This window comes from Alteromonas sp. 1_MG-2023, from assembly GCF_030547075.1.
In the GTDB taxonomy this organism is placed as follows: Bacteria; Pseudomonadota; Gammaproteobacteria; order Enterobacterales; family Alteromonadaceae; genus Alteromonas.
The window spans coordinates 124,060-143,378 of record NZ_JAUOQH010000005.1 but is presented as its reverse complement, the minus strand read 5'-3'; the positions used below and the strand labels follow the sequence as shown (position 1 = coordinate 143,378).

At 45.3% G+C, this 19,319-nt stretch carries 21 protein-coding genes; 9 read left to right on the top strand and 12 right to left on the bottom strand.

Going from position 1 to position 19,319, the window contains the following annotated elements; all coding sequences use genetic code 11:
* The first annotated feature begins 145 nt into the window (after positions 1 to 145).
* Positions 146 to 889 (top strand): ComF family protein, encoded by a 744-nt coding sequence (locus Q4561_RS07250; RefSeq protein WP_303458698.1) that lies wholly within the window; start codon positions 146 to 148, stop codon positions 887 to 889.
* Positions 890 to 947: 58 nt separating this feature from the next.
* On the opposite strand, the gene Q4561_RS07245 is transcribed toward Q4561_RS07250, so the two are convergent.
* A complete protein-coding gene (locus Q4561_RS07245; RefSeq protein WP_303458696.1) occupies positions 948 to 3,572 on the bottom strand; it encodes a M14 family metallopeptidase in 2,625 nt (874 codons plus the stop codon).
* 113 nt (positions 3,573 to 3,685) lie between these two features.
* On the opposite strand from Q4561_RS07245, the gene nfuA reads away from it, so the two are divergent.
* The 6 genes from nfuA to Q4561_RS07215 all read left to right on the top strand — a co-directional run bounded on the left by nfuA (position 3,686) and on the right by Q4561_RS07215 (position 7,102).
* Positions 3,686 to 4,264, top strand: coding sequence for a Fe-S biogenesis protein NfuA (gene nfuA / locus Q4561_RS07240; protein ID WP_303458694.1), 579 nt, complete (start codon positions 3,686 to 3,688; stop codon positions 4,262 to 4,264).
* A gap of 17 nt (positions 4,265 to 4,281) precedes the next feature.
* A complete protein-coding gene (locus Q4561_RS07235; RefSeq protein ID WP_303458693.1) occupies positions 4,282 to 4,515 on the top strand; it encodes a hypothetical protein in 234 nt (77 codons plus the stop codon).
* Between the two features lie 191 nt (positions 4,516 to 4,706).
* Positions 4,707 to 5,399: an aspartate/glutamate racemase family protein gene (locus Q4561_RS07230; RefSeq protein ID WP_303458691.1), complete on the top strand. Its 693-nt coding sequence runs from the start codon at positions 4,707 to 4,709 to the stop codon at positions 5,397 to 5,399.
* 34 nt (positions 5,400 to 5,433) lie between these two features.
* Positions 5,434 to 5,817, top strand: coding sequence for a VOC family protein (locus Q4561_RS07225; RefSeq protein WP_303458690.1), 384 nt, complete (start codon positions 5,434 to 5,436; stop codon positions 5,815 to 5,817).
* 178 nt (positions 5,818 to 5,995) lie between these two features.
* Positions 5,996 to 6,649, top strand: a complete 654-nt coding sequence (locus Q4561_RS07220; protein ID WP_303458688.1) for a trans-aconitate 2-methyltransferase — start codon at positions 5,996 to 5,998, stop codon at positions 6,647 to 6,649.
* 60 nt (positions 6,650 to 6,709) lie between these two features.
* The gene (locus tag Q4561_RS07215; RefSeq protein WP_303458687.1) at positions 6,710 to 7,102 is read left to right on the top strand and encodes a GyrI-like domain-containing protein; all 393 of its coding nucleotides are present in this window, start codon (positions 6,710 to 6,712) and stop codon (positions 7,100 to 7,102) included.
* A 76-nt stretch (positions 7,103 to 7,178) separates the two neighbouring features.
* On the opposite strand, the gene Q4561_RS07210 is transcribed toward Q4561_RS07215, so the two are convergent.
* Positions 7,179 to 8,540 carry an MATE family efflux transporter gene (locus tag Q4561_RS07210; protein WP_303458686.1) on the bottom strand — a complete coding sequence of 454 codons (1,362 nt, stop codon included), beginning with the start codon at positions 8,538 to 8,540 and terminating at the stop codon, positions 7,179 to 7,181.
* Positions 8,541 to 8,627: 87 nt separating this feature from the next.
* On the opposite strand from Q4561_RS07210, the gene Q4561_RS07205 reads away from it, so the two are divergent.
* A complete protein-coding gene (locus Q4561_RS07205; RefSeq protein WP_303458685.1) occupies positions 8,628 to 9,839 on the top strand; it encodes a polysaccharide deacetylase family protein in 1,212 nt (403 codons plus the stop codon).
* On the opposite strand, the gene Q4561_RS07200 is transcribed toward Q4561_RS07205, so the two are convergent.
* The 6 genes from Q4561_RS07200 to Q4561_RS07175 are packed head-to-tail and all read right to left on the bottom strand — an operon-like array spanning position 9,840 to position 14,483.
* A complete protein-coding gene (locus Q4561_RS07200) occupies positions 9,840 to 10,433 on the bottom strand; it encodes an N-acetyltransferase (protein ID WP_303458683.1) in 594 nt (197 codons plus the stop codon).
* A 15-nt stretch (positions 10,434 to 10,448) separates the two neighbouring features.
* Positions 10,449 to 11,117 (bottom strand): SCO family protein, encoded by a 669-nt coding sequence (locus tag Q4561_RS07195; protein ID WP_303458682.1) that lies wholly within the window; start codon positions 11,115 to 11,117, stop codon positions 10,449 to 10,451.
* Positions 11,114 to 12,067 carry a heme o synthase gene (cyoE, locus tag Q4561_RS07190; protein WP_303458680.1) on the bottom strand — a complete coding sequence of 318 codons (954 nt, stop codon included), beginning with the start codon at positions 12,065 to 12,067 and terminating at the stop codon, positions 11,114 to 11,116. The genes Q4561_RS07195 and cyoE overlap by 4 nt, the downstream gene beginning before the upstream one ends.
* Positions 12,060 to 13,229 carry a heme A synthase gene (locus Q4561_RS07185; RefSeq protein WP_303458679.1) on the bottom strand — a complete coding sequence of 390 codons (1,170 nt, stop codon included), beginning with the start codon at positions 13,227 to 13,229 and terminating at the stop codon, positions 12,060 to 12,062. Before Q4561_RS07185 ends, cyoE begins: the two co-directional genes overlap by 8 nt.
* An 8-nt stretch (positions 13,230 to 13,237) precedes the next feature.
* On the bottom strand, positions 13,238 to 13,783 hold the full coding sequence (locus tag Q4561_RS07180) for a hypothetical protein (RefSeq protein WP_303458678.1): 546 nt from the start codon (positions 13,781 to 13,783) through the stop codon (positions 13,238 to 13,240).
* Positions 13,776 to 14,483 carry an SURF1 family protein gene (locus Q4561_RS07175; RefSeq protein WP_303458677.1) on the bottom strand — a complete coding sequence of 236 codons (708 nt, stop codon included), beginning with the start codon at positions 14,481 to 14,483 and terminating at the stop codon, positions 13,776 to 13,778. The genes Q4561_RS07180 and Q4561_RS07175 overlap by 8 nt, the downstream gene beginning before the upstream one ends.
* A gap of 33 nt (positions 14,484 to 14,516) precedes the next feature.
* On the opposite strand from Q4561_RS07175, the gene Q4561_RS07170 reads away from it, so the two are divergent.
* Positions 14,517 to 14,726 (top strand): DUF2909 domain-containing protein, encoded by a 210-nt coding sequence (locus Q4561_RS07170; RefSeq protein ID WP_057795172.1) that lies wholly within the window; start codon positions 14,517 to 14,519, stop codon positions 14,724 to 14,726.
* A gap of 26 nt (positions 14,727 to 14,752) precedes the next feature.
* On the opposite strand, the gene Q4561_RS07165 is transcribed toward Q4561_RS07170, so the two are convergent.
* From Q4561_RS07165 to coxB, 4 genes are all read right to left on the bottom strand, one after another.
* Positions 14,753 to 15,649 (bottom strand): cytochrome c oxidase subunit 3, encoded by an 897-nt coding sequence (locus Q4561_RS07165; protein WP_303458675.1) that lies wholly within the window; start codon positions 15,647 to 15,649, stop codon positions 14,753 to 14,755.
* Between the two features lie 25 nt (positions 15,650 to 15,674).
* Positions 15,675 to 16,262: a cytochrome c oxidase assembly protein gene (locus Q4561_RS07160; RefSeq protein WP_303458674.1), complete on the bottom strand. Its 588-nt coding sequence runs from the start codon at positions 16,260 to 16,262 to the stop codon at positions 15,675 to 15,677.
* A gap of 100 nt (positions 16,263 to 16,362) precedes the next feature.
* Positions 16,363 to 17,976, bottom strand: a complete 1,614-nt coding sequence (gene ctaD / locus Q4561_RS07155; RefSeq protein ID WP_303458673.1) for a cytochrome c oxidase subunit I — start codon at positions 17,974 to 17,976, stop codon at positions 16,363 to 16,365.
* A 9-nt stretch (positions 17,977 to 17,985) separates the two neighbouring features.
* Positions 17,986 to 19,149, bottom strand: a complete 1,164-nt coding sequence (coxB, locus tag Q4561_RS07150) for a cytochrome c oxidase subunit II (protein WP_303458671.1) — start codon at positions 19,147 to 19,149, stop codon at positions 17,986 to 17,988.
* Positions 19,150 to 19,319 lie beyond the last annotated feature (170 nt).

Sequence of the window (19,319 nt, the reverse complement as noted above, 5' to 3'; positions counted from 1 at the left end):
CTGTTGCATGAAGAAGCAAGCCTAATAGGCTGCCATGTATGCATGATTACCCATTATCTCAAAAAATGCTTAAAGACACGTTAACGGTACGTAGCTACATGCGAGAAAAAGCTACTTAAATTAAGAATTCAAAAATTCACGTACTATGAACCTTTCATGCTTACTATGTTATCAGGCAAGTCCTACGCCAGTATGTCATTGGTGTGAACGTGATATATTTTTTTTCGCGCCAAAAGACCACGGGAATAACTTACTGTCTTATGGCCCAGTCGGCCAGCACGTTAAGCATAGTAGCTATGACGGGCTCTCTGTACTGGCATTACATACTTACCCGATAACCACCTTAATTCATGGCTTTAAGTTTCAACATTCACTTACATCTGGGAAGGTTTTGGCCCAGTGGTTTGTCGGTAAACAGCAACACTTAGCCCAACATACACAGCAGATATCACATAACAATGCGCAACTTCTCTTACCAGTTCCATTAAGCCCTTGGCGGTTTGCAACCCGACACTATAACCAAGCAGCGGTACTAGCGAACACCATAGGAAATGCACTGAATATTCCCATTTGCACCAATTGGGCGATTCGAAAAGGCATGTCGGCTCAACACCACTTGGGAAAAGCACAAAGGCTACAGCATGCTAAAAAGGTATTTTCACTCACCCATCATTGTATCGATACACTTATATCTACAACACCTAACCTGAAGCGGATAGCTATTGTAGATGATGTGATCACCACTGGCGTAACCGTCAACGCGCTAGCAAGCCTATTGAAGGCTCGTTATCCGCAACTTCATATCGAAGTATGGGCCATGACATTTACACCGCCTCCGAAAAGCTCACTCTTAGCTGAAAGAATGACTGACAAAATGGCTGCAAGATAATCGAAGCGACTACCGCGAAGTATTCTTGCTCAGTAAAAGCTAGCTATACAAAAAGTAGCTACTTAAGAAAGCCAGACTGATAAATAGCATTGCTTAGCATTTTGTTCGTGCCATACCAGTAACCTCGAAACTGCGTATTGTCGGTAAACCCAATCACCACTCCTTTACCTTGCTTAGTGGTGACTACAGCAGGTGTTTCAGCAATAAGTTTCACCAGCTTTTCATCACTGAATCCAGCCAGTAATGGCGCAGAGGTATAACGCGCTGGCGTAGTGAATGGCGTGTAATAATTGTTCACCACCATATTACTGGTTTTGAACATTGGCAGTGTGGTGTCGGTATAGCCGTAAAAAAGTGGATGGGTAATATCAATTTCGGCTTCATAAACCGCGCCCGCTACTAACTTTCTTGCGTAAAGCGCCGATTTATCGCCAAAAGAGAGCTTATCTTCGTCAAACTTACTGTCTATTTCTTCTCTTTCTAAAACATCGACGTTTAACCATTCGTTGGCCGCAAAATAGCGTAGCGCAGATTTTTGTCCAATCAGTACTCCGCCATTCTTAACCCAATTAAATAGCGCCTCTCTGGCTTCATTCGATAGCATATAGCGACCGCTAGCAAATACGATATGGGTATAGCCTGACTGTAGCGCATTGCTTAGCTTTTGCTGCTCCACAATACTGACCGGCAGCCCCACTCGGGTATCAAAATAGTGCCACATTTCACCCACTTCATATTGGCTTGTGCCCTCGCCCCCCACTAATAGTACTTTAGGCGCTGAAATTGGCTGTATTGAACGGCTACCGATATCGCTGCCTGTAGGTGTTAACCCACTAGCAATTGCATAAACCGGAATATTTAACGCACTGGCTTGCTCGGTTAGCAGGCTAGGTAAGTTATCAGGCTGTGCTAAGCCTAAGGGAATAACAATGCTTCCTGAGGTAAAAGTATGGCGCTGATTATTTACAAGCTTAGCTTCAAACGCGTTTTCGCTACTTCTTACACTTATACCCGCTTCTAATAACGATTGGAGCAAGGCTGGCGCGTAGTAATCTTCCCACGAAAAGGCGTACGCATAGGCATTGGCGGGTAACGAATCGCTAAGTACTGGCATTGTTAATTGTGCATTGGCGGCCGTTTTAACGCTTCGCGCATCTCGCTTTTCAACCGCTTCAAACGGCAAGTTAAATGCCATTGCCATGTTCCACGATGACACATCGTAGAAAGTGTTATTTTCAAACGAGGTTTGGGTTGAGAATATGGATGTAATAAGCCGATACTGCGCCTGTGCAGTAGGAATATAAATAGCGCGGTTCGCAGTAAAGGTTTGCTTGCCTATTTTGGAGTCTTTGCTGACAACGTCGAACTTAATATTGTGCTGTTTAAGCAGCGACAACATAGCGTTAAACCTACCACTATCATTTGATTCACCCACAATGTAACCGCTGATGTCACCGTTTTTTGCTAATGATTGCGTGTCTTTAACAAAGGTAGATTGATAATCTAAAATAGCGGGTTTATTGGCAAGGGCACCCTCAAAGGTACTTAACGAGGTCGTAATTTGATTCGAAATGGTCGTTGAAAACGCTAGCGGGCCATTAATAGATTCTTGCAGGTGCCCACGAGAGCTTGCTTGTTCGAATAAAATACCAATGCTGCCATGCAAATCAGGATAGGTACTGCCCTTACCGGCATAAAAATCGTCGAATGCCTCTTCCGAGAAATACAGCTTCCCTTGTTTATCAAAAGCTTTGGCATGATAAGCCGCTAACGCTTCCGTTAAGGTTACGTTTCCATCTGGTGTAATAGGGTTTTTACGCGAGCGTACTCCCGGTTGGAAAAAATAGGTGCTGTCGGTGCCCATTTCGTGAAAATCGGTAAGAATATGCGGGCGCCAGCGGTGAAATTGCTTTATTCGCGCTTGCGACTCAGGGTGAGCCAACAACAACCAGTCACGATTTAAGTCAAACCAATAGTGGTTCGTGCGCCCTGATGGCCAGCCTTCATCGTGTTCACGGGTATTACTGTCTGCAACAAGCTGCTTTCCTTTGTGCATATTGGCCCACTGTGCAAAACGAGATAACCCATCGGGGTTGAAAGATGGGTCTAGCAGCACAATATTGTTGTTCAGTAACGCATCGATGGCTTCGCCTTGCCCCGCGGCTAGGTAATACGCTAGCGCTAATGCTGCATTTGAACCTGAAGGCTCATTACCGTGAATGCTGTAACCCATATAGAAAATAAGTGGGGCATCGGCTGTTACTTTATTGCCTGAATTCATGGCATTAATATGCGCAGTTCGCATACTTTCTATATTCGGGCGATTTGACGGCGCGGTGATAGTAAGCAGTAACAACTCACGATTTTCGTGAGTTCTGCCAGTGACTTCTAATGAAATGCGGTCGGAATGCTCCGCCAATACCCGCATGTAGTGCGTGAGTTGATCATGACGCACATGCCATTGACCAATGTTTGCACCTAGTACTGATTCTGGCGTTGGAATATCAGGGTTATACGTCACGTTGGAAGGCAAATAGGCCTGAACCGGTTTTCCGCCATTGTCGAGAGTGACCATATTGGCATTTCCCGAAGCAGATGCGCACAGGGCGGTTAACACTACAAATGGCGTTAACCATTTTTGGAAAATCGAGATTGAGGCGGTGCGAACCAAAGTTGCGAGCATAGTGATTTCCGTCTTGTCGTTATGCGATTACATCGAAACTAGTCAATACTTGACTGTTTTAGTCAGGTAAATTTGTTATCATTAACCAAATTTTTAATTAATAGGACTTACTGATGATTACTATATCAGAAGAAGCCCAGGCTCACTTCGTAAAACTGTTGGATAAACAAGAGACTGGCACAAATATTCGTGTATTCGTCGTAAATCCGGGCACATCGAGCGCCGAGTGTGGCGTGTCCTATTGCCCGCCAGATGCCATTGAAGATACTGACACTCGCCTTGAGTTCAATGGCTTCAATGCAGTGGTTGATGAAGAGAGCGTTCCTTTCTTACATGAAGCAGAAATTGATTATGTCACTGATCAAATGGGTTCACAGCTTACGCTTAAAGCGCCAAATGCTAAAGCACGCAAAGTCGCTGATGACGCGCCATTGGTTGAACGTATTAAGTACATGATCGAAGCAGAAATTAACCCTCAACTTGCTAGCCATGGCGGCCAGGTAATGTTGGCTGAACTTACCGAAGATGGCTTCGCTATTCTTCAGTTTGGCGGCGGCTGTAACGGTTGCTCAATGGTTGATGTTACGCTGAAAGACGGCATTGAAAAGCAAATGCTAGAGCAATTTGCTGGGGAGTTAAACGGTGTTCGTGATGCGACTGAACACGAAGCCGGCGAGCATTCTTACTACTAAGATGTTGTACCCCACTTATGTTTGATGTGCACAAAAGCTGGCGACGATTTAAATTAGGTCTTGCCTTGTTCGTTGCTGGCGTTGTGCAGCTTTTCGCCATAAGTCATCTTAGCACCTTACTTTACTACTATTCTCTTACCACCTTGCTTGTAGGCTTTGTCATTGCCATGTCTGGGTATATTGGCATCTTCATGCAGCGTTTCGCTTTTCTAAAAGACAAAAAAATACCGCCTAGTTTTAAAGACGATTAGTCGTTTTAGCTCTCGCTTTTTTTCAAACTTCTCTATTCCAATTTTTGTTTAACTTACCGTTCAATATTCTTGTACTGCCTTACTGATTGCACGTAATCTAGTACCAACAATCTGTCGTGTACTTTTCAGCAAATTATACTGGCCAGAAGCGCTGTTAAAGACGGCTTTGTAATTTTAAAAAGGGGCTTGGGATGAAAACCATTGGGCTTATTGGTGGTATGAGTTGGGAATCAACGGTTAGCTATTATCAAACCATTAACCGGCTGGTGAACAGCCAACTTGGTGGCCTTCACAGTGCGAAAATATGCCTACACTCAGTAGATTTTGCCGAAATAGAAGCCTTTCAGCGCAGCGGCGAATGGGATAAAGCCGCCGATGCGTTAAAGCACGCCGCAAAATCATTAGAAGATGCCGGTGCCGACTTCTTACTCATATGTACCAACACCATGCATAAAGTCGCTGCTCAGGTAGCAAGCGCAGTAGCCATTCCTTTACTGCATATTGCCGATGCCACTGGAGCGGCGTTGAGTAAGAACGAAGTCAAAAAAGTTGGCTTATTGGGCACACAATTCACCATGGAGCAGACGTTTTACACTGAACGATTAGCGCAACAGTTTGATTTAAATGTGATAGTGCCAGACAGCGACGACCGCCTAACCGTGCATAAAATTATTTATGAGGAATTATGCAAAGGGGTTATTTGTGAAAAATCCCGTGAAGCGTATATTGCTATTATCAACAAATTAAAAGCACAAGGTGCGCAGGCCGTTATTTTAGGCTGTACTGAAATTGCATTGTTGGTGAAGCCGTCAGACACAGACATGCCTCTTTACGACACAACAGCGCTTCACGCTGCTGAGGCTGTGGACATGGCGCTACAATAAATAACAATATTTTGCCTATAAATAAGGAAACTCTATGTTTAGTCATGTAATGATTGGCGCGAACGACATTGAAGCGTCGAAGAAATTTTACGATGCCTCTTTAGCAGTATTTGGATACGAAGAAGGCGTGTACGATGAGCACGGTCGTGTTTTCTATTTTACCCCTAAAGGTGTATTAGCCCTTACCAAACCAATTAATGGCGAAGCCGCTACCCACGGTAACGGTTCTACGATTGGTCTTGCTGCCGCAAACCCTGGGCTTGTTGATGAATGGCATAAAGTGGGCGCAGCCAATGGCGGCGTTCCGGTTGAAGATCCTCCCGGTATTCGCGGTACAGAAGAGCGCCAGTTGTATCTTGCGTATTTACGCGATCCTTCTGGCAACAAACTATGCGCAACGCACTTCGTTAATAAATAGCCTTAAGCGTGTAGAAAGCCCTGAGCGTTCAGCCATGAGCTCATTAGTGCGAAAGCCTTTAGCGCGTGGATAGCCATGAGCGTTCAGCCTTGCGCTGATATAAGCATCTAGGCTAGGCTCGTCAGTACCATACTGGCGAGCTATTACTCAGAGAAGTTGAGCGAGAAGTTAAGCGACCATGACACCAGCAGAAACCGGCTTTGCTTACGATCAAATTACCCAACGCTGGACTCGCCCTGAGTTTAATCGTAACAATGGCATTGCTCAGCATAAAGCTGCCCTATCATTTCTAGACGTATTTTCCCCCCCAAATGATACGCCACAAGCAACCCCGAGTCTTCCGCCTTTGGCCCTTGATGTAGGATGCGGATGCACAGGTAGATTTATCGATTTGCTGAATGACAAAAAGTTTGTTGTGGAAGGCATTGATATTTCGAATAAAATGTTGGCGCTAGCCAGAGAAAAGCACCCTAACAACACATTTTATTTTGGTGACATTTGTACCTTCGATTTGCCCCATCAGTACCGTTTTATAAGCGCATGGGACTGCCTATGGCATGTACCACTACACAGCCAAGCGGCTCTAATTACCAAGCTGTGCAAAGCGCTACAGCCAGGTGGCGTATTTATATTTAGCTGTGGCGGTGTGAATGAACCGGGCGAACACACCAATACCACCATGGGGCCTGAAGTCTATTACGCTTCACTCGGTATTAATGGCTATGTGCGCCATATTATCGAAGCCGACTGCTTTATTCGGCATATTGAATACGAGCAGCTACCCGAGTTTCATACCTTTTTTGTGGTGCAAAAAGCAATACCGCAAAAATAGCCGGGTATTTTTTGATTCAACTTTGTATTGTTTGCTTAATCTACATAACGTTAGTAAAGAATGAATCCTTTATATCTTCGTCTGGATAGAGACGACCCTGACAACACGCCGCATGAGTTGTACCGGTTTGGTGTGGCGTGCCAAATTCTTATGCCAAGTAGCCAGCCCGTGAGTAAAAGCGACGCTATAACCGCGCACCAGTCTACAGATACAAATCGCTCTAACGTCACCATCACGACCATACCTGAAGGCTACTGCGCTAAAGTCCGCCTTGTTGGCAGTGATGCAGAATTAGGGGCGGTGGTACACGCCTTATATCACCGGTGGCTGCCAGATACACAATTTGAACTCAGAGACTTTCCCATTTTTCTAGAGCGTATCCGCTTTTTCCCCGACGTAGCCGCCCATGAAGCCGTTACCGATATTTTTCTGCCTATCGAAGCTGCTAAGTAAAGTTGCTCTTTTCCTCAAGGCAGAGTTTGGGTTTGCTTAGTTCGGATTGGCTTGGCCTAATTTTGACTAGCTTAAATTAGCTATCGCACAAGGCATTGCGCCGACTTAACCGTTCGAAGCTCCAGCCAAGGGTAATCCCTCGGGCAAGTAAGAACGCGAGTAAGGCATACCATAAGCTGACATTACCGAGAGACTGGGTAAAAAACCACACAGGGAAATATACTGCGAGGGCGCTAATAATCATGGTATCGCGCATAGAGGATGACTTAGTAAGGCCAACAAACACGCCATCGTACAAAAAGCACCAATGTGCCAGTAGCGGTAGAATAACCATCAGCGGAAGGTAAGATATAGCTGCATTTACGATGTTTTGATGCTCAGTGAGCAGGCTTATTATGCCGTGCCCGCCAAAAAAGAAAATAGCGCTATAGCCTATTGCAAACAGCGATGACCAAAACAAACCTTGGTATGTTCTGCGTTTTATTTCTGCGGCATTGCTTGCGCCTTTCGCTTCACCCACCAGCGCCTCTACTGCGTAAGCGACACCATCTAATCCTAACGCTATTAATACAAAAAACTGTAATAGGATGGCGTTAACCGCTGCGGGTAATTCGCCAAACCGTACACCTTGAATAGTCAAAAACGCTAAGCAGGCTTGCAATGCTAAATTACGCAATAGCATGTCAGTATTGAGTTTCATCAGTATTTTGCGCGCCGCTCGGTTGAACCAACTTGCTTGTGGGCTAATACTCCGCACCTGCTTAAGCGCAACATACATGGCCATAAACGCCATGGAATACTCAGCAATAATACTGGCTAAGGCAACGCCTGCCACCGACATCGACAGACCGAAAACAAAGGTGATATCTAACCCAGCATTCACTAGGTTACCCACTATCTGGATGATCATAACCGTTCGCGTTTTTTGCTGACCCACCAAATAGCCAATAAGGGCTAAGTTCAACATAGCCGCTGGTGCGCCCCAAACTCTAACCTGATAGTACTCCGTTAAGTGCACTGCCACCGCATCTGACGGGCTTGCTAATGCCAGTCCAGCTTTGAGCACAGGGTCTTGTAGCACTAATAAACACAACCCCAAAATGGAAGCGACAGCAAGGGTTTGCCACAACACTTTGGCCGAGGCAAGTTTCGCATTTTCATGCCCTTTTGCCTGTGCACTTAAGCCCGTTGAAGACATACGCAAAAAACCACACACCCAATAAATTTGGGTAAGAATAAGTGCGCCAACTGCCGCACCAGCTAGCATAGATGGGGCTGACATATGACCTAACACTGCCGTATCCACCAAGCCAAGCAACGGCGTAGTAATATTGGCCAAAATCATGGGCAGCGCTAAAGTGAGTAAGCGTGTATGATCGTGCCAGAACGACTCGGTTTGGCTTGGGGATTGCTTGTTCTTTTGCACCAGCTTTGGCATTAATTTACGTCTCTGTATTATTAGCGCAGCATGCTAATTCGCAATGTAGAACTGCCACTATTTAATCAACTTCAATTCGGAGAAAACATGAAGTTTATCATGCCTTTCAATATCATTTCGTGGATAAAACATGACGCGACCTTAGCGCGACCGAAAGGCATACGGTTCCGGTTGTTAGCACTTATTTTCCTGATTAGCTTTTCCGGTTACAGCCTAGCTGATGAAAACGATAGTCAACACCTAACCCGTGAAATTCTTACTCAAAATGGTGTTATTCTGCTTTACCATCATGTATCTGACAGCACACCGAAAAGCACCAGTATATCGCCTGATATGTTTAAGCAACACATGGCGTATTTAAAGCAACACCATACTGTTTTACCTTTAGCAAAAGTGGTGAATGCTATTCAAGATAAAACGCCTTTGCCTTCAAATACCGTGGTAGTTACCTTCGACGATGGCTATGAAAACATCCTAACAAATGCCCACCCCATCATGGTCGATATGGGCTTTCCTTACACGATATTTATTAACCCTGGAGAAATTGGTAGCAACAGAAGCCAACTCACTTGGGAACAAGTAAAGGCTATGCACAACGACGGCGTTACCTTTGCAAACCATACCCTTGATCACTTGCACATGCTTGATGGCAGAACTCCTCACAATGGTGCTGATAGTGAAACTAGCGATGAAGCATGGCTTGAAAAGGTATGGCAGAATGTTGCTGAAGCCGAGGCTATTATCGATAATAAAATTGGCGAATCACTTAAATATTTGGCCTATCCCTTTGGCGAGTTCAACCAAAAGCTAGCAAATAAACTCGAGCAGGAAGGCTATATCGCCTTCGGACAACACTCAGGTGCTATTGGTCCACACAGTAACTTTCAAGCATTACCTCGCTTTCCCGCAGCAGGCCCTTATGCCAATTTAGAAACACTAAAAACCAAACTAAACAGTATTGCTATGCCGGTGTTATCTACCAGCTTTGAAGGTGATCATATCCCTGAGGTAAATCGAAATATGGTGCAAGGTTCTAGTGACGACTCGAGACTCCCCCCTATTACGCTAACTATTAAGGGCGATGATGTCCGCTTAAGCCAAGTAAATTGCTTCTTTTCAGGTTCTCCGGTTGAAACGAGCGTTGAAGGTAATACTGTGACCTTCTCTATCACTCAAGCGCTTCCGGTAGGCCGTTCAAGAGTGAATTGTACCGCCCCTTCGAATTCTCAATCGGGACGATATTATTGGTATTCACAACCGTTTTTTGTTGCAGATAAGAACGGGAATTACCCAGATTAGTTAAGCTGAAAGTGCATGAACAAAACGCACGAAGGTGCCATTCACTGATTGCTCTTTGAAATTAACGTTTTGATAAAAACGAATGGCAGCAATATTACTAATTTGCACATCTAGCACCAATGATTGCTTTTTAAGTTCTATGGCGTAATCACGCATATGGGCAATCATAGTCCTGCCGATTCCGCCACGCCGAGCAATGCTATCTACCGCTACGTGACCTAGCATGAGCTCTGTCGCACTTGGAGGGGTTAAGCCTACAGCAACCGCTTGATTGCGCATTAGTACTGCCATCGCATCATCGAGATTGTAGAAGGTGGTAATGCTGTCTAACGAAGCACGGTCAAATACTGGCCCTAACTTGCTGTGCCACGCCGTAATGACACCTACAACAGCATCATCGACTACCGCAACCCAGTGATTATTACAGCCATATTGCCCATACTTGCCTTTCCATGCATGGGTTAAAAAATTGAGAGTATGCTTTGTATCGCCATTACCAAAAACGGAAACCAATAGATCTTCAGCGGCACTTAATAATAAGGGAACCGCTTGACTAGCATCAGACACAAGACCTTGTCGGATTTTTATATCCATGCCTCCCATGCCCACCTATAGTGCCGAGCTTGAATTAAATGATGATGTAATCGCTGGCATATCATTGAGAATTTGCTTCGCATCACTAATCGATAATTTTCCGGGTTCACGTTTTGGCTTAAAGCGCCCTATAACCTGTGCTTTAGGATTAATAAGCACTACCGACGCACTATGGTCGACAAGATAATTCGGGTTATCCGTACTCTCTGCAATTGCGTACATCATGCCCAAGTTGCGGGCGAAGGGGAACAAGGCTTTATGCTCACCGGTAGCGGCAATAAAATTGGGGTTAAAGTAACTAATGTATTCATCTAGTCGTGCCAATGAGTCTCGATTTGGATCGATAGATATAAACACCACTTTAATAGGAAACTCAGACTCAATGGCCTGTATCTGCGGATAAATACTATTTAGCTCAGCCATCGTGGTAGGGCATATATCGGGGCAAAACGTATAACCAAGAAACAACAAACTCCACTGGTTTTCTAACGACGCTTGGTTGAATTCATTTCCTTTGCTGTCGGTCAGCGAAAAAGGCGCAATGGCGCGAGGCTCAGGGTAGGCCTGAAAATACTCGGGGGAATCGCCATCAGATTGACCATTTGGCGACAAATAAATTGCCCCAAACACCCCAGTCAATAATGCTAATAATGCAACAACGCCTACAAAAATCCGTCGGTTCATAAACTCAGTGGTACGTAGTGATCGAATAACAATATTACAAACAATACCATGAGATGGACAATTGAGAACTTAAAAGTTTTCATTGCGGTTTCGTTAGTGGCAGCAAATTTCAGTTTTACCGCGTAATACATAAACCCGATGTTTAGCAGCGATGAACCCACTAAGTAAATTAAATCACTCATACCTACCAAATACGGTAATAGGCATACTAAGCTAAGTAACACGGTATAAAGTAGCACCGAGGTTTTAGTAAATTCCACTCCATGGGTAACCGGCAGCATGGGAACTTTGGCTTTCGCGTAGTCTTTTTCACGATGAATGGCTAACGCCCAAAAATGCGGCGGTGTCCAAGTAAATACAATAAGTACAAGCAACAACGCATGGGCATGAATTTCACCGGTGACAGCGGTCCAGCCTAGTAGCGGCGGTGCGGCACCTGCAATACCCCCAATCACTATATTTTGCGGCGTTGCCCGCTTTAAAAACATGGTATATACCACTGCATAGCCCACTAAACTGGCAAGAGTTAACCACGCCGTAAGCATGTTCACCCATACACTTAATATCGCAAAGCCTACTACCCCAAGGCCTGCTGCAAACCAAGAAGCCTTAGCGATACTCACTTTCCCTTTCGCTACAGGCCGATTAAAGGTACGGGCCATTTGGCTGTCAATTTTATGGTCAACCACATGGTTAATCACTGCGGCTGATGCCGATAGCATGCCAATACCCAACAATCCACACACCAACGCGGTGGCATCTACCCAGCCGGGCGAGGCTAAGCACATGCCTACTAAGGCAGTGAGCAAAAGCAACATTACTACATTCGGCTTGGTCATTTCGTAATAGTCGCGCCAGCTTATCTTTGCGTGCGCGCCTTTAAGAGCATTCTTTCTTGCGGGCGAATGTTTGTCTGCAACAGGGGAATGCAAAGGAATAGATTTAGCCATGATGACCTCCAGTTGGGTAGGAGAAAGAAGATGATGAAGGAATGACTGACCATGTCAGCCATATCAATGTCAGCAGTAATATGGCAGCCACTGCATTGTGTGATACCGCAATAAACAAAGGTAAACTAAACAGAACGTTACTTAATCCAAGTGCTACCTGAGCGCATAATACTGCAAGCATAAGTACGCACCCTTTTTTTACCGATGGAGGCAGCGTACTGCTACGTAACCACGTAAATGCCAATACGGTAAGGTAAATAAAGGTAATAGCAGCACCAAAGCGATGCACAATGTGCATGGTGGCGCGCTCGCCATAATTATGTGCGCCAAACTCGTAGTTCTCTGCCTCAGGTACACTGTATGCCCCCGAGAAATCTAGTCGTTGCTGCCAACCAGGCTCACAAATAGGCATATCAGTGCACGCTAGCGCTGCATAGTTTGCCGACGTCCATCCGCCTAGGGCTATTTGCCCTACTAAAATGACTATTCCCACGAATGCTAACCTTGTTAGCTTGCTGCTTTTACCTAACGTACTAACTGATACGCTATTTGATAGGCCAGTGGTAGTGCTAGAGTAAGTGCTAACAGAAGCGGTTTCAGAAGTGTCGTTAGGCCCACAAAATCCACTGGCAGTCTGACCAGCGAATGCACGCTCATGCTCGCTAGTTTTCAGCCCGTTTGTTTGCATAACCTTGCTATGCTTTCTAAGGCGCAAATAAAGTAAAAATAAGCAACTTAGTACGGTGAAGCCTCCAAGCAAGTGCCCCATAACGACCACGGGTAACAAATTAAGCGTGACTGTCCACATCCCTAACGCGGCTTGAAAAATCACGAGCACTAGTAGCAGCAAAGGAAGTTTTACTGGCGTACCTTGATGACGCTGCTTAAACGCAATGATAGCAATGGCTAAAATACAGAGCCCCAATGCCCCTGCAAAGTAGCGATGAATCATTTCGTTCCATGCTTTGTGCACCTCCACAGGGCGCTCTGGAAACGCGGTATTGGCAGCGACAACTTTCGCATCGCTTAACGGTACGGTAAGGTTACCGTAGCACCCCGGCCAATCAGGGCAGCCTAAGCCAGCATCGGTAAGGCGAGTATAGGCCCCTAAAATGATAACTACGGCGGCAAGAAAAAGACTAAACAGCACCAGTTTTTTCATAGCATCTCCTACCCAATTCGAGACAGTTTCAGAAGCTTTTTAATGTCAGCCAGCATGCTTCGGCTTTCCATTACAGCAGTGCTTCTGTCACTGTCTATTTGGTAATACAACATGGCATTATTTAAGGTATCGACGATATACACACTTTGCTGTTTAAGGTTGGTGATAGGGGCCTCGCTGAGGCTCAATGTATGCACGTTGGCGTACTCAGATAGTTGCGCTAGTGCTGTTACATCACTTTTTCCAGTGAACAAAACTAAAGCTTCTGCCCTGTCAGACTCTTTGCCTAACGCCAGCCACACTTGGTTGATGCTAAACAATGCATTTTCACAAATGGCATCACAATTTTCGGGTAAGACATACAACAAGCGCCATTTTGGCTCTGTGCCTTCTAAAAGCGATGAAACATCAATGGTAGGCTGCAGCAACGCACCTTTATTTGTAGCACCTTGGTTGAACCAGTCATTTTCTAACGCAAGCTTAGCTAAAATCACTGGTAACACGAACACGGCGACCATGATAATTAAGGTTTTCTTCGAGGCCGGATTACTCATATTGACGTCCTTTTTTCATAATTGCGAAACCGCCAATCAAGGCGGCTGCGATAGCAAGACCAAACCATTGAATGGCATAACCCAAATGCTTTTCAGGCGGCATGACAACACTGTTATAACGCCTAACAAAAAGGTCATTCTTTGCGGTAAGTACTACTACATAAGGTAATAAGTTAAGTGATAGCAATTCACTGGCGGTACTGATTGAAATTTGCTGAATACGTGCCGGAAAGCGTGATGCTGATGTAAGCGTTTCTTTAACTAACGGGTTGTGACTGGGCTGACTCACCACCCCTTCAAATTGTTGTGAGTGGTGACTAATTTTCACAGCCGGTAGCGAGCGTGATAAATCTGGTGCAGGCAACCAACCATAGTTAACCAAAACCCAACCTGCGTTGGTTTGCACTGGCGCCAGTACGTCGTAACCTACCCGTTGTTCATGTATTTGGTTATCGAGCAATAACACCTTGTCGCCGTTTGGCGTACCTTCAAAAGTAACAACACGATCTTCGGGCTCTTTCATTGAAAGGGCATCGATGAGCGACACGCTTTCTTTCCCCTGTTTTTCGGTTATGCTAGCTATGCGTTGTTGCTTTTGTGCCATTCGGTCTAGTTGCCAGAACCCCAAGCTACACATCGCCATTACACATAAACTGGTAATGACGATAGCGATTAATTTGGATGCTCTCACCTGATTCATTTGGCCAACCTGCACACTACTATTGAGGTTTATATGTTGATAAAAATAATCTTGGTTGCGTTGGTACTTTTCATGATCGTTAACCTTTTTATGGCCATGCGAGTCATGATGAAAAACGATCCCAAAGACGGTCCAATGAGTAAATACATCGGTCGCAGGGTGCTCACTTCTGCCATCATTGTGATTTTAATTTTAGTGGCAATTGGCACCGGTTTAATTACGCCAAATCCCCGACCTTACTAGGGTTTGGCTGCGTTTTTTATCGGCATTTATAAAACGTAAACAAAGATATAAAGCATCACCCACACCACATCAACAAAGTGCCAATACCAACTGCCGGCTTGAAAGGCAAAGTGGTTATGCGGAGTAAAATGCCCTTTTAGCACTCTAAAAAACATAACAATTAGAATGATGGTGCCAAGCGTCACGTGCATACCGTGAAAGCCGGTCAGCATGAAAAAGGTATTACCATAAATGCCTGACTGTAGCGTTAGCCCTAGGTCGCGGTAGGCGTGAACATACTCTTCAACTTGTAAGAATAAAAAACCAATTCCCAATAAGATAGTAACGCCTAACATGACGGTAAGTTGCTTGCGTTTGTTCTGCTCTAAACCAACATGAGCAAAATGCAACGTAATAGACGATATAAGTAAAATAACCGTATTAATCGTGGGTAAACCAACAGCACTCATTTCTTGCGTAGTGATGCCACCAGGGGTAGAGACTAGCGGCCACATGGCTTCAAAGGTGGGCCATAACACTTCGTTAGTCATCGCATTATTTGATGCACCGCCCAACCAAGGCACTGAAATGAATCGGGCGTAATAGAGCGCGCCAAAGAAGGCGGCAAAAAACATAACTTCAGAGAAGATAAACCAACTCATGCCCTGCCGATAAGAGCGACCTAGCTGGTCGCTATAAAGCCCCGACATAGACTCATCAATTTGGTTTTTAAACCAGCCCACAAGCATGACCATTAATACCACAAACCCCGCTAAGAGAATGTGTCCGCCATAGCCAGACTCGCCTTTTGTGGCTTCAATCACAAAGTTGCCCGCGCCAACGGCAATTAAAAATAGCGCCACCGCACCGACAATAGGCCATGGGCTTTGTGCTGGTACGTAATACTTCTGATATTCAGGGTACTTCTGATATTCTTGCTGCATTACTCTCTCCTTATCCCTATACCTGTTATCTACCACTTTCAGGTTGAGGGACCATGTAGGGATTCGGTTTTGTTTTCATGTCGCCCGCTCGCGCGGTCACATCAAACAGGGTGTATTGCACAGTAAAATAGCTAATATCTTCAGGAAGCTGTGGGTCGACATAAAACTGCATCGGCATATAGGCCTCAGCCCCAGCATTTAAAGGCTGCTGGTTAAAACAAAAGCATTCCGTTTTATTTAAATACAATGCCGCCATGCCCGGAGATACCGATGGAATAGCTTGCGCCATCATATTGGTAGACGCAGGATTCCTAACGTAAAATGACACCGTATTGAGTTCCCCTGGATGCACTTTCATACGTGTAGTTTGCGCCCGAAATTCCCAAGGCATACCGGTATTGGTACGGGTGATAAATTCCACTGTTACCTCACGACTTTCATCTATTTCGATAGACTCATACACCGCTGCGGTATTTTCTGTTTTGCCGTTAATACCGGTAACATCGCAAAACACGTCATAAAGTGGCACTAGAGCGAACCCAAAACCAAACATACCAAATACAATAACGACGAGTTTTATCACCATTTTGTTGTTTGCATTTGCCTGTGTCATGGTTACCTCCCGTGCCTACTTATTGTGCTGATACATCACCACAATTTAGCGACTAACTTGCCTGCTTTGCTTTCATTACCTGTGCTGTTTGTCTTATTTCCTATTTAACAACAGGCGGCGTTTCAAAGGTGTGATAGGGCGCAGGAGAAGGAATTTCCCACTCTAGTCCCTCAGCACCTTCCCATACTTGACTTGATACCGGCTCACCTTGTTTTTTACAGGCTTTAATTAGCAGCGCTAAGAAAATCAGCTGCGACAACCCAAAGGCAAAACCACCTAAGCTTATCCATTTATTAAAATCAGCAAACTGAAGGGCATAGTCAGGAATACGACGTGGCATACCAGCCAGCCCTACAAAGTGCATAGGGAAGAACAACACATTTACCGACACTAGTGAGCACCAGAAATGCCATTTTGCTAGCCCCGTGTGGTACATTTTTCCTGTCCACTTGGGTAGCCAGTAATACACCGCAGCCATAATCGAGAAGATGGCACCGGTGACCAGTACGTAATGGAAGTGAGCCACCACGAAATAGGTGTCGTGGTATTGGAAATCCACCGGCACGATAGCCAACATGAGCCCCGACAAGCCGCCAATGGTAAATAGCACGATAAACGCTATGGCAAACATCATAGGCATTTCAAAGGTAAGGGAACCACGCCACATAGTCGCCACCCAGTTAAACACTTTTACCCCCGTGGGCACCGAGATGAGCATGGTGGCAAACATGAAAAACATTTCCATATACACCGGCATGCCTGTGGTAAACATATGGTGTGCCCACACCACAAAAGACAGCAGCGCAATAGAGCCTGTGGCATATACCATAGAGGCATAGCCGAACAGTTTCTTTCGAGAAAACGTAGGAACGATTTGAGAAATAATGCCAAAGGCTGGCAATATCATTATGTATACCTCGGGATGCCCAAAGAACCAGAAGATATGCTGGAACATAACGGGGTCGCCGCCACCTGCCGCATCGAAGAAGCTAGTGCCGAAGAACTTATCCGTCAGCACCATGGTAACCGCCCCGGCCAACACCGGCATTACTGCAATAAGTAGAAAAGCAGTGATAAGCCAAGTCCATACGAATAAGGGCATTTTCATCCACGTCATGCCAGGGGCACGCATATTGAAAATGGTTACAATGACGTTAATCGCCCCCATAATGGATGAGATACCCATGATATGTACCGAGAACACAAACAACGCCGTCGAGTCGCCACTGTAAGTAGTAGAAAGCGGTGCATAGAAGGTCCACCCAAATGCTGGGCCGCCCCCCTCTAAAAAGAGCGAGCTAAGTAATATCAGAAAGGCGCCGGGTAATATCCAGAAACTCCAGTTATTCATTCGCGGCAGGGCCATATCTGGTGCACCTATCATCATAGGAATTAGCCAGTTTGCAAGCCCCGTAAAGGCTGGCATTACCGCACCAAATACCATAATAAGGCCGTGTACAGTGGTCATTTGGTTAAAGAAGTTTGGCTCAACAATTTGTAATCCAGGCTGAAATAGCTCAGCGCGGATCACCATTGCCATGGCGCCACCAATTAAAAACATGATAAAGGCGAACCATAAATATAAGGTGCCTATATCTTTGTGGTTAGTGGTAAACAACCATCGGGTTATTCCTTTTGGAATATGACTATGATGGTCATGATCTTCGTGATGCGCCGCAACATTCGGCGCAATGACTTCGTTTGCTTTACTCATTACGCGCTCCTAATTCCCATTTACGACGGCGTTAACATCTTTGGCCTGCACCATATCGCCGGTGTTATTACCCCACGCATTTCGCTCGTAGGTCACCACAGCCGCAATGTCTTTTAGGCTTAGCATTTTCCCGAATGCCTGCATGGCTGTGCCGGTTTTACCGTTTAACACAATATCGATATGCGCTGCTTGGTCTTCCAGCACCATTTGGCTGCCTTTAAGTGCAGGAAAAACGCCAGGTAACCCTTCGCCATTTGGCATATGGCAAGCTGCACAAGTTGCGTTATAAACTCGCTTCCCCTCGTGCATTAGTTCATCCATAGACATATTCATCGACAATAAACGTTGCTCTTCTTCTTTGGCGAGGCGAGCAGCTTCTTCCTGTGCGCTCATCCACGCCTCAAATTCTGCTGGTTCTTTGGCGATAACCACTACCGGCATAAAGCCATGATCTTTCCCGCATAGCTCGGCACACTGCCCGCGATAAATACCAGGATCGTTTACCTTTGCCCAAGACTCATTAATAAACCCAGGGTTAGCATCTTTTTTCACCGCAAAATCTGGTACCCACCACGAGTGAATAACGTCATCTGAGGTAATCAGAAAGCGCACTTTTTGCCCTGTGGGGATCACCAGTGGACGGTCGACCTCAAGCAAATAATTTGCGCCTTTTTCAAATTTGTTCTCAATTTGTTCTCGTTGAGTGGCCATCAAGGAATAAAACTCAACGTCTCTATCCATGTAGCGGTAATGCCATTTCCATTGAGAGCCCGTCACGACAACAGTAAGATCAGGTTCGCTAGTATCTTCCATCGCAATAAGGGTTTTAGCGGCTGGAATAGCCATTACAATAAGAATGATGAAAGGCACGACCGTCCATGCAATTTCTACTTTTACATTCTCATGAAAATGAGCGGGTTTTGCCCCTCTAGATTTACGATGTAAGTACATTGAGGCAAACATAACCCCAAAAACCGCAACGGCAATTGCGATACAGATAAAGAACATCAGCATATGGAGGTCGTATACTTGACCACTGATGTCAGTTGCCCCACGGCGTAAATTTATGGAAGAGCCTTCGCCGGATGCTACTTCAGCAAGCAGTAGTGGCGAGGTTAGCAAAAATGGCAGCCCGAAAAGCCCCTTTGCCACATGTGACGTTATTCGTTTCACTCAACACCTCCGTTATAACAGAAGCATTAACGCGAAGAATGCGCTGCGCTTCTGGTAACTGATATCCGTTATCTAACTCTCAATTAATTTCACTTGCTTAGTTGTAAAGTAAATATACGGTTATTGTTATTATTTTGTTAATCGCAGTATAAGAATTGCTCAATAAAACG